The 11,809-nt window shown below is 69.5% G+C and carries 2 protein-coding genes; both read left to right on the top strand.

Annotated features, from left to right (window positions below; all coding sequences use genetic code 11):
• The first annotated feature begins 228 nt into the window (after positions 1–228).
• Entirely contained in the window at positions 229–4,113 is a 3,885-nt protein-coding gene (gene purL / locus D7T59_RS15950) for a phosphoribosylformylglycinamidine synthase (protein ID WP_180852754.1), read from the top strand.
• Positions 4,114–4,550: 437 nt separating this feature from the next.
• Positions 4,551–11,732: an ESPR-type extended signal peptide-containing protein gene (locus D7T59_RS15945; RefSeq protein WP_180852755.1), complete on the top strand. Its 7,182-nt coding sequence runs from the start codon at positions 4,551–4,553 to the stop codon at positions 11,730–11,732.
• Positions 11,733–11,809 lie beyond the last annotated feature (77 nt).

Genomic DNA, 11,809 nt, shown 5'->3' with positions numbered 1-11,809 from the left:
CSGGTGGCGGGGGTGTCCGCGGCATGGATGCCGCGGCCAAGCCCCCAGGGATGGGTTTACGGCGTCCCCCGCCACCGGMCCCMCCCCGCCATCCCACGGGAACCCCGCTTTTGCTTTGGCAGTTGCCGTTGCCCTGGCCTCGGCGGGTGCCGGGCGCCGCCCGGCCAAAGCCCACCCCCCGCTTCCGGTACAATGTCGGGCCCGTTTCCCAACTACGGTTCCCCGGACATGATGGTCCTCGAGGGCGCGCCCGCCCTGTCGCCGTTCCGCCGCGAACGTCTTGAATCCCGCCTGCAGTCCATCGCTCCCTCCCTGCGCATCAGCGGTGCCTGGCACGTCTACTTCGTGCAGCCCGAAGGCAGCGCCGCCCCCGACCTGACCACCCTGTGCCGCATCCTCGAAGCTGCGCCGCAGGCAGAAGCCGTGGCCGACGGCGCGGTCAGCCGCATCGTGGTGCCGCGCCTGGGCACGCTGTCGCCGTGGTCGAGCAAGGCCACCGAACTGGTCCGCGGTGCCGGCCAGCCGGTGAGCCGGGTCGAGCGTGGCCTGCGCATTGACGTGCAGGGCTGGCCGGCCGATGCCGACGCCCAGCAGGCGCTGGTCAAGGCACTGCACGACCCGATGACGCAGTCGGTGCTGGAGACCGTGCAGCAGGGCCAGGCGCTGTTCTCGGCGCCCGCCCGTGGCGAACTGGAACGCGTGCCGGTGGACCAGCTGGAGGCCGCCAACGAGCGCCTCGGCCTGGCCATGGCCCAGGACGAGATCGACTACCTGCGCGAACGCTTCACCGCGCTGGGCCGCTCGCCGTCGGACGTCGAACTGATGATGTTCGCGCAGGCCAATTCCGAGCACTGCCGCCACAAGATCTTCAACGCCAGCTGGACCATCGACGGCCAGGAGCAGGACCGCTCGCTGTTCCGGATGATCAAGAACACCCACCAGCAGACCCCGCAGCACACGCTCAGCGCGTACAGCGACAACGCCGCGGTGATCGAAGGCCATCCGGCGTCGCGCTACCGCCCGGACCCGGCCAGTGGCGAATACCGCCGCGAGCCGCAGGTGCCCAGCGCGTTCCAGATCAAGGTGGAAACGCACAACCATCCGACCGCGATCGCGCCGTTCCCGGGCGCCTCGACCGGCGCCGGTGGTGAAATCCGCGACGAAGGCGCGACCGGCCGCGGCGGCAAGCCGAAGGCGGGCCTGACCGGTTTCTCGGTCTCGCACCTGCGCATTCCGGAACTGCCGCAGCCGTGGGAAGCGCCGCGCGCGCTGAACCCGCGGATGGCGCCGGCGCTGGAAATCATGACTGACGGCCCGCTTGGCGGTGCTGCGTTCAACAACGAGTTCGGCCGCCCGAACCTGCTCGGCTACTTCCGCAGCTTCGAGCTGCCCGAAGGCGCTGACCTGGTCCGTGCCTACGACAAGCCGATCATGCTGGCCGGTGGCCTCGGCGCGATCGACCGCATCCAGGTCGACAAGATCCAGCTGCAGGCCGGTGATGCGGTCATCGTGCTCGGTGGCCCGGCCATGCTGATCGGCCTGGGTGGCGGTGCCGCCAGTTCGGTGGCCTCCGGCGAAAGCGCCGAGGACCTGGACTTCGCCAGCGTGCAGCGCGACAACCCGGAAATGGAGCGTCGCTGCCAGGAGGTCATCGACCGCTGCGTGGCGATGGGCGCCAACAACCCGATCAAGTTCTTCCACGACGTCGGTGCCGGTGGCCTGTCCAATGCCATCCCCGAACTGCTGCACGACTCGAAGGTCGGCGGCGTGATCGACCTGGGCAAGGTGCCGACCGACGATCCGTCGCTGTCGCCGATGCAGTTGTGGTGCAACGAATCGCAGGAACGCTACGTGCTGGGCGTGGCCCAGGAGCGCCTGGCCGAGTTCGCCGCGCTGTGCGCCCGCGAGCGCTGCCCGTTCGCTGCGGTCGGCGTGGCCACCGCCGAGGAGCACCTGGTGGTGGCTTACGGTGCCGTGCCGGGCCACACCCCGGCCGATGCGCCGATCGACCTGCCGATGGACGTGCTGTTCGGCAAGCCCCCGAAGATGCACCGCGATACCTCGCATCCGCCGGCACCGCGCTGGCCGGCGCTGAAGACCGCTGGCCTGGATCTGCAGGAAGCGGGCCTGCGCGTGCTCGCGCACCCGACGGTGGCCTCGAAGAACTTCCTGGTCACCATCGGTGACCGCAGCGTCGGCGGCCTGACCGCACGCGAACAGATGGTGGGCCCGTGGCAGCTGCCGGTGGCCGACGTGGCCATCACCGTGGCCGACTTCGACGGCGTGGCCGGTGAAGCGATGTCGATTGGCGAGCGCACCCCGCTGGCCCTGCTCGACGCTGCCGCGTCGGCGCGCATGGCCGTGGGCGAAGCACTGACCAATCTGTGCGCAGCGCCGGTCGATGCGTTGGATGAGATCAAACTGTCGGCGAACTGGATGGCCGCGGCCGGCCACCCGGGCGAAGACGCGCTGCTGTACGACGCAGTGAAGGCGGTGGGCATGGAACTGTGCCCGCAGCTGGACATCAGCATTCCGGTGGGCAAGGACTCGCTGTCGATGCAGGCGCAGTGGCATGACCAGGGCCAAGCGCACAAGAGCGTGTCGCCGGTGTCGCTGGTGATCTCCGCGTTCGCGCCGGTGGCCGACGTGCGCCAGCAGCTGACCCCGCTGCTCGACCGCGACGTTGAAAGCGAGCTGTGGCTGATCGGCCTCGGCGCCGGAAAGCAGCGCCTGGGCGGTTCGATCCTGGCCCAGGTGCATGCCGACCACGGCGAGCTGCCGGCGTTCGCCGGTGCTGCCCCGGATCTGGACGACCCGCAGCGCCTGCGTGGTTTCTTCGAACTGATCCGCGATGCGCGCCAGGCCGGCCTGCTGCTGGCCTACCACGACCGCAGCGATGGCGGTGCCTTCGCCGCGCTGTGCGAAATGGCCTTCACCTCGCGCCTGGGACTGGACATCACCCTCGACGCCTGGGGCGACGATCCGTTCCGCAGCCTGTTCAACGAAGAACTGGGCGCGGTGGTCCAGATCGCGCGCGAAGACCGTGCCGCCTTTGCCGACCTGGTCGAGCGCCATGCACTGACCGAGTGCGCGCAGCGCATCGCCAAGCCGACTACCGCACCGGTGGTGCGCGTGTCGCTGGCTGGCGAGAACCTGGCCGAATGGCGCTGGGAAGCGCTGTTCGACGCCTGGTGGTCGGTCACCCACGCGATGCAGAAGCGCCGCGACAACCCGGCCAATGCCGATGCCGAGCGTGAGATCGCCCGTGCCTTCAACGCACCGGGCCTGAAGCCCAGGCTCAGCTTCGACATCAATGAGGACGTGGCCGCCCCGTTCATCAGCACCGGTGCGCGTCCGCGCGTGGCCGTGCTGCGCGAGCAGGGCGTCAACGGCCAGATCGAAATGGCGAACATCTTCGAACGTGCCGGCTTCCGCCCCTTCGATGTGCACATGAGCGACCTGATCGAAGGCCGCGTCGCCCTGCAGGACTTCACCGGCCTGGTCGCCTGCGGCGGCTTCAGTTACGGCGACGTGCTTGGCGCCGGCCGTGGCTGGGCCACTTCGATCCTGGAGCGCAGCGCGCTGCGTGATGCCTTCGCCGCGTTCTTCGCGCGCCAGGACAGCTTCGCCCTGGGCGTGTGCAACGGCTGCCAGATGATGAGCCAGCTGAAGGACATCATTCCCGGTGCCGAACACTGGCCGCAGTTCCGCCGCAACGCCAGCGAGCAGTTCGAAGCCCGTACCGCGCTGCTGGAAGTGGTGGAGTCGCCATCGATCCTGCTGCGTGGCATGGCCGGTTCGCGCCTGCAGGTGGCAGTGGCGCATGGCGAAGGCCAGGCGGTGTTCGACAACGCGGTCGACCAGGCCGCGGCCCGTGTTTCGCTGCGCTACATCGACGGCCACGGCAATGTTGCCAGCCAGTACCCGCTGAATCCGAACGGTTCGCCGGACGGCATCACCGGCCTGACCAGCAGCGACGGCCGCGTGACCATCATGATGCCGCACCCGGAACGCACCCCGCGTGCGCTCAACATGAGCTGGGCCCCGGCCGAGTGGCAGGGTGATTCGCCGTGGATGCGCATGTTCCGCAACGCGCGGGTGTGGTGCGGCTGATCGCACCACGTCGCGCAGCATCAATGCCGCCGCGTATGGAAAAACCCGCCGTTGATCGGCGGGTTTTTCTTTGCGCGCGTGAAAATCCTGATGCGCCCACTAGTTACATGGATTTTCAGGCGACAAAGTACCGTCACGCATTGCTAACAAAATCCTTTTATAAACAGGTGAAATAGTGAACTGCTTCACGGCAATAGGATTTGTCGTGTCAAAGTCTTGACGATCCGCAAAGTTGCCGTTAACACTTGAACCCCGTTTCAGAATCATTCATTTCGCAGTAACCGGTTGGCGCACGCGCTCGGTTTTCTGTCGCTGCGCGCCGTTCGGCAATACCCCGCAGTAAATCACGCGAATAAACGCCCCCAGGGGACGTTGGGCCGGAAAGCCCAGCGGTGGCGTTGCTTTGCCCAAAACCAGTCCAATCAGGAGCCGTACCGATGAATCGGATTTATCGCAAGGTCTGGAACAAAGCACTGGGTCAGTTGGTGGTGGCCTCGGAACTGGCTTCCTCCGACAGCAGCAGTGGTGGGGTCGTCGACCAGCGCCGCGATGCGACACAGGCCACGCCCGCACTGCTGGCGGTGGCACTGGGCCTGGTATTGGGATTGGGCATGAGTGGCTCTGCCACCGCACAGTCGGTGCAGATCGGCGGTAGCGCCACCTGCGTGGCATTCAGCGGCAAGCTGCTCGAAAAGTGCCTGATCGAAGGCTCGGCCACGGCCAAGGGCAGCAATGCGGTGGCGATCGGCAGCAACAGCAGTGCCAGTGCGGCCAACAGCGTGGCGCTGGGCGCCGGCTCCAGGGCCACGCGTGCCAACACCGTCTCCGTCGGTGATGCCGGCAAGGAACGGCAGGTCACCAACGTTGCCGCAGGCACGCAGGCGACCGACGCAGTGAACAAGGCGCAGCTGGATGCGCAGGCGCGCGCCACGCAGGCTGCGCTGGCCGACGTTGCCGCCGACGGCAACCGCTATTTCAAGGCCGACGGCGCAGGCGATGACAGCGACGCGGCGAAGATCCAGGGCGAGGGCGCACTGGCCGCCGGTGCCGGTGCGCAGTCGCTGGCCAACGCCACCACCGCCATCGGTACCCAGGCCATTGCCGCAGGCATCGGCGCCAGCGCGTTCGGCCAGGGCGCGTTGGCGATCGGTGATGCCAGCGTAGTGGTCGGGCAGAGCGCAGCAGCCTTCGGCCTTGGCGATACCGCCGTCGGTGCCAGCGCGTACGCCGCCAGCGAAAACGGTGCCGCAACGGCTCTGGGTGCACTGTCCGAAGCCACCGCCGATGGCGCGACCGCCGTCGGTGGCGGTGCCGTAGCGATGGGCCCCGGCAGTACCGCATTGGGCCGCGGCGCCACTGCGGCCAACGAAGCCTCGATTGCAGTGGGTGCGTTCAGCACGGCCGTCGGCGAATACAGCACCGCGCTGGGCTCCAATTCGGCTGCGGTCGCCACCGGCAGCGTGGCGCTGGGCGCCGGGTCGCTGGCCGACCGTGTCGATACCGTGTCCGTCGGTGCCGCCGAATACGGCCTGACCCGCCAGATCACCAGCGTTGCCGCCGGCACCGAGGACACCGATGCGGTCAATGTTGGCCAGTTGAAGGGCGTTGCAGCGGTGGCCGATACCACCGCCAAGCGCTTCCAGGCCACCGGCAGCAGCAACAGCGATGCCGGTGCGCTGGCTGAGGGTGATGACGCGCTGGCGGCCGGCGAGGCCGCCAACGCCATCGGCAACGGCACCACGGCGGTCGGCGCCGGCGCCAACGCCGTTGCGCAGAACGCGACCGCGGTGGGCAACAACGCGCTGGCCTCGGGCCAGAACAGCGCAGCGTTCGGCAACAACGCGCAGGCCAACGGCCCAGGCAGCGTGGCTGTCGGTGGGGCTGCCGTGGATGCCAACGGCAACCCGCTGATCACCAGTGGTGGCGTGCCGGTGGTCACCGGCGCCACCAGTGCCGGCGTGGGTGGCACGGCCGTCGGCGCAAGTGCCGATGCCAGCGGCTTTGCCGCATCGTCCTACGGCGTGGGCGCCTATGCCTCCGGCGCGCAGGCATCGGCGTTCGGTGCGGTCTCCAATGCCATCGGCGACTACTCGACGGCACTGGGCACGCAGAGCACCGCCACCGGCACCAGCAGCGTCGCCATCGGTGGCCCGGCCGACCTGGTTCCGGGCATGGGCTTCTTCGTGCAGACCCAGGCCAGCGGCGAAGCCGCGATTGCGGTGGGTGCCGGCGCCATCGCCAGCGGCGACCGCGCGGTGGCCAACGGCACCCTCAGCGAAGCCTCCGGCATCGAAGCCACCGCGGTGGGCTACTTCGCCTATGCACCGGGCGAGAACGCCAGCGCGCTGGGTGCGCAGACCTGGGCTGTCGGCAAGGACAGCACTGCCATCGGCTACTACGCTACCGCTGGCGCCGAGAACAGTGTTGCACTGGGTGCCTACTCCGGGTCCAACCGGGCCAACACGGTTGCCGTGGGTACCAATGGCAACGAGCGGCAGATCGTCAGCGTGGCCGCGGGCACCCAGGCCACCGACGCGGTGAACAAGGCGCAGCTGGATGCGGTGGCCAGCACCGCCGACAGCACCGCGCGCTTCTTCCAGGCCCAGCCGGAGGCCGACAGCGATGCCGGCGCACTGGCCGAGGGCGAGGGTGCCATCGCCGCCGGTTCGTCGAGCAATGCGATCGGTGCCGGCGCAGTAGCCCATGGAGCGGCCGCGTCGGCGATCGGCGATGACAGCGTGGCAGTGGGCCGCAACAGTGCGGCCACCGGCAACGGCGGCGTCGCCATCGGTGGCCTTGGCCAGGCCTACGACGAATTCAACCAGCCGATCATCGGCGCAGACGGCAAGGCGCAGCTGGTCGGCACCACTGCGGTTGCCGATGCCACGGCGGTCGGCAGCGGGGCGCAGGCCACCGGTGCTGCCAGCAGCGCGTTCGGCAATGCGGCCAAGGCCAGCGGTGACAACAGCTTCGCCGCGGGTGGCAAGTCGCGCGCAACCGGTGCCTATGCGGTGGCGGTGGGTGACAGTGCGTTCGCCAGCAGCGATGACAGCACCGCAGTGGGCGGCTACAGCTGGGCCACCGCCAGCGGCGCCAGCGCCTTTGGTTCCGGTGCGTGGGCGACCGCCACCAACGCCTCGGCGTTCGGCAACGCGGCGTGGGCCAGCGGCGCTGGCGCCACGTCGATCGGCTACAACAGCTGGGCCAACGGAACCAGCGCCACGGCGGTCGGCCGTGGTGCCTTCGGCTATGGCGACAACAGCGTGGCGCTGGGCTTCCAGGCGCTGGGCAACAGCATCAACAGCATCGCCATCGGCACCAACACGGTGGCCGGCGGCGAAAGTGCGATCGCGCTGGGCGCGGGCAGCAATGCCAGTGCCAGCAATGCCGTGGCACTCGGCGCGGGCTCGGTCGCCAACCGCGCACGCACGGTGTCGGTGGGCAGCAGCGGCAACGAACGCCAGGTCACCAACGTCGCCGCCGGTACCCAGGCCACCGATGCGGTGAACAAGGCACAGCTGGATGCAGTGGCAAGCACCGCCACAAGCACCAGCCGCTTCTTCCAGGCCAGCGGCAACGGCGACGATGTTGCGGGTGCGCTGGTGGAGGGTGACAACGCGCTGGCCGCCGGTGATGCGGCCAACGCCATCGGCAATGGCGCCACCGCGCTCGGCAGCGGTGCCAATGCGCTGGCCGGCAATGCGCAGGCGATCGGCTTCAACGCCCTGGCGACCGCCGCCAATGCCAGTGCCGTAGGCGCCGATGCACAGGCCACCGGCGAATACGCCACCGCGCAGGGTGCGGAAAGCGAAGCCAGCGGTGAGCAGAGTGCGGCGTTCGGCGCGGCCAGCATCGCCAGCGGCGCGGGCAGCACCGCCAGCGGTGCCTTGTCCGAAGCTTCCGGCGAAGAAGCCGTAGCCGTGGGCTACTTCAGCAACGCCAGTGGCAGCGGCGCCACCGCGGTCGGCAGCGAGAGCGTGGCCAGCGGCACGGCCGCGGCAGCGTTCGGTATCGGTGCCGAAGCCACCGGTGGTTACAGCACCGCCATCGGTGGCTATGCACAGGCCTCGGCCTTCAATGCCACCGCCTTCGGCAACTTCGCCAACGCCTCAGGTTCCAACAGCGTGGCGCTGGGTGGTGATTCGCAAGCGTCCGGTGCCTACAGTACCGCCACCGGCCAGGGCAGCCTGGCCACCGGCACCAACAGCGTCGCCGTCGGTGGTTCGCTGTTCGGCACCCTGGCCACCGAAGCCTCGGGCAACTACTCCACGGCGGTGGGCGGTGGCGCCTGGTCGGGAGGCATCAACAGCACCGCGCTGGGCAACGCGGCGGAATCGCGCGCGGCCAACAGCGTGGCGCTCGGTGCGGATTCGATTGCGGACCGCGACAACACCGTGTCGGTGGGCGGCGGCGGCAACACCCGCCAGATCACCAACGTGGCCGATGGCACGCAGGGCAACGATGCGGTCAACAAGAACCAGCTCGATGCCGTAGCCGCCGCCGCGGAGAAGACCAGCAGGCAGTTCCAGGCCAGCGGCAATGCCGATGGTGAAACCGGAGCGCTGGTGGAGGGCGACAATGCGCTGGCCGCCGGTGATGCGGCCAACGCCATCGGCAACGGCGCTACCGCGCTGGGCAGTGGTGCCAATGCGCTGGCCGCGAACGCCACTGCAGTCGGCATCGATGCGCTGGCGACCGGCAACAATGCGGCGGCACTGGGCAGCACGGCACAGGCCACCGGCGAGGACAGCCTGGCCCTGGGCAGCGGCGCCAGCGCCAGCGAAGTGGGGACAAGCGCGGTGGGCGCGCGCGCACAGGCAAGCGGTGTCTACAGCACCGCCAACGGTACTGAATCCAACGCCAGTGGCGCACAGTCCGTTGCCAGCGGCTTCCGCAGCGCGGCCTCCGCCGATGGCACCACCGCGGTGGGTGGCTATGCCGAAGCGACCGGTCGCCTCGGCACCGCACTGGGCTACGGCTCGGCGGCCAGCGGCGCCAACACCACGGCGGTGGGCTTCGGGGCAGCGGCGGCGGGCACCGGCGCGGTTGCGGTGGGTCAGTCGAGTGAAGCCAGCGGCGCGGAAAGCGTGGCGATCGGCGGCAGCACCTTCTTCGGCCTGATCCCGTCGCGCGCCAGTGGCACCGGTGCGGCAGCATTCGGTGCCGGTGCGTGGGCCACCGAGGACTACGCGACGGCCATCGGCTGGAATGCCTGGTCGGCAGGTACCAACGCCACGGCACTGGGTGCCAACGCCACCGCCAATGGCAGCAACAGCGTTGCCCTCGGTGCCGGTTCCAAGGCTGACCGCGACAACACGGTGGCCGTTGGCAAGGCCGGCAGCGAACGCCAGGTCACGAACGTTGCAGCCGGTACCGAAGCCACCGATGCGGTGAACAAGGGCCAGCTCGACGCCGTTGCCAGCGTCGCCGACAAGACCAGCCGCCAGTTCCAGGCCAGCGGCAATGCCGATGGCGAGGCCGGTGCACTGGTCGATGGTGAAAATGCGCTGGCGGCGGGCAATGCGGCCAATGCGATCGGCAACGGTGCGACCGCGCTGGGCAGCGGCGCCAACGCCATGGCCGCCAATGCCACGGCGGTCGGCTTCGATGCACTGGCCACCGGCAGCAACGCTGCCGCACTGGGCAATGCTGCGCAGGCCAGTGGTGTCGACAGCGTGGCGCTGGGCAGCGGTGCCAGCGCCAGCGAAACCGGCGCCAGCGCCACCGGTGCCGGGGCCCAGGCCAAGGGCCCCTACAGCACCGCCAACGGTGCGCAGGCCACGGCCACCGGCACGCAGTCGCAGGCCAGTGGTTTCCGCGCCAGTGCTTCGGCCGACGGCGCTTCGGCCATCGGCAGCTACGCCGATGCCAGCGGTCGCCTCGGCACTGCGGTGGGCTACGGCAGCAAGGCCACCGCCGCCAACGCCACGGCAGTGGGTGTCAGTGCCACCGCCAGCGCTGCGGGCAGCGTGGCATTGGGTTCGGGCTCGGTGGCTGATCGTGCCAACACCGTCTCGGTGGGCAGCACCACCAGCGATCGCCAGATCACCCGTGTCGCCGCCGGTACCGAGCGCACCGACGCGGTCAACCGCGGCCAGCTTGACGCGGTGGCTGCAACCGCCGATGGCACGGCGCGCTACGTCAAGGCCAGCGGTACCGGCACCGCCAGTGCCAGTGGCAGTGACGCGGCAGCGCTGGGTTCGGGAGCCAGCGCCAGTGGTGCACGCAGCAACGCACTGGGTGCCAATGCGGCAGCCATCGGCAATGGTGCGCTGGCGCTGGGCAGCAGTGCAGGTGCGACCGGCGCGAACTCGGTGGCACTGGGTGCGGGCTCGCGCGCACTCGATGCCAACGTGGTGTCGGTCGGCGGTGGCAACGGCACCGATGGCCCGGCCACGCGCCGCATCGTCAACGTGGCTGATGGCCGCATCGCTGCCGGCAGCAGTGACGCGGTGACCGGCTCCCAGCTCAATGTCACCAACCAGCGCGTGGGCGCAGTGGAAACCCGCGTCGGTGATTTCGATTCGCGCATAGCCACGGTGGAGACCACGGCGGCCAGTGCAGTCGGCTACGACGACGCCAGCCGTGACCGCCTGACCCTGTCCGGCTTCCAGGGCACCACCATCGACAACGTCGGTGCCGGCAGCATCGCCGCCGGCAGCCGCCAGGCGATCAATGGCGGCCAGCTGTTCCAGTCGCTCAGCGATGCCGCCAGCTTCCTTGGGGGCGGCGCCAGCGTCGGCATGCAGGGCGTGTTCGTGGCGCCGAACTACGTGATCCAGGGTGCCACCTATAGCAACGTTGGTGATGCGCTGGGCGCGTTGGACCGCAAGGTCAGCGAGATCGACCGCCGCACCGCCGGTGGTACGCGTTCGGGAACGGCCAGCCTGCGTTCGATGGGTGCCTCGCTGGATGAAAACGCACTGGCCAGCGTTGCCGAAGCACCGGCGGCGGCCGATGCGGCACCGGCCAGCACCGCACGCGTGCAGGGCACGCCGACCGCTGCGGCGGCGGGTGCTGGCATCCCGGTGGGCACCCCGGCATCGGGTCTCAACGCGGTCGCCATGGGTGACGGCGCAGTGGCCAGCGGCGCCTCGTCCACCGCCATCGGCCAGGGCGCAAGTGCCACCGCTGCCAACGCTGTGGCGCTGGGCCAGGGCTCGGTTGCCGATCGTGCCAATACGGTGTCGGTGGGCAGCGAAGGCAACGAGCGCCAGGTCACCAACGTGGCAGCCGGTACCACTGCCACCGATGCGGTCAACAAGGGCCAGCTCGATCGTGGCATGGCCACCGCCAACAGCTACACCGACAGCCGCGTCCAGGCCGTCGCCGACAGCTTCGATGTGTTCAAGGGCGAGGTCGACGGGCGCCTGCGGCACATGGATCGCCGCATCGACCGCCAGGGCGCGATGAGCGCGGCGATGCTCAACATGGCCACCAGTGCTGCCGGCATCCGTACCCAGAACCGGGTCGGCGTCGGCATCGGCTTCCAGGGCGGTGAATCGGCACTGTCGCTGGGTTACCAGCGCGCGATCAGCGATCGCGCCACGGTGACGGTCGGCGGTGCGTTCAGCAGCGACGACAGCTCGGTCGGCGTCGGTGCCGGCTTCGGCTGGTAAGCCACTCCATCGCGCCGGCGGCCACCCACGCCGGCGCAGCACCTGCAACGAGGGCCTGGGGGGAGGTCACGGCAATC

This window comes from Stenotrophomonas maltophilia (assembly GCF_013464915.1).
Lineage (GTDB): Bacteria > Pseudomonadota > Gammaproteobacteria > Xanthomonadales > Xanthomonadaceae > Stenotrophomonas > Stenotrophomonas maltophilia_AT.
Note: the sequence above shows the minus strand (reverse complement) of the source record. Positions and strands in the feature narration are given on the sequence as shown.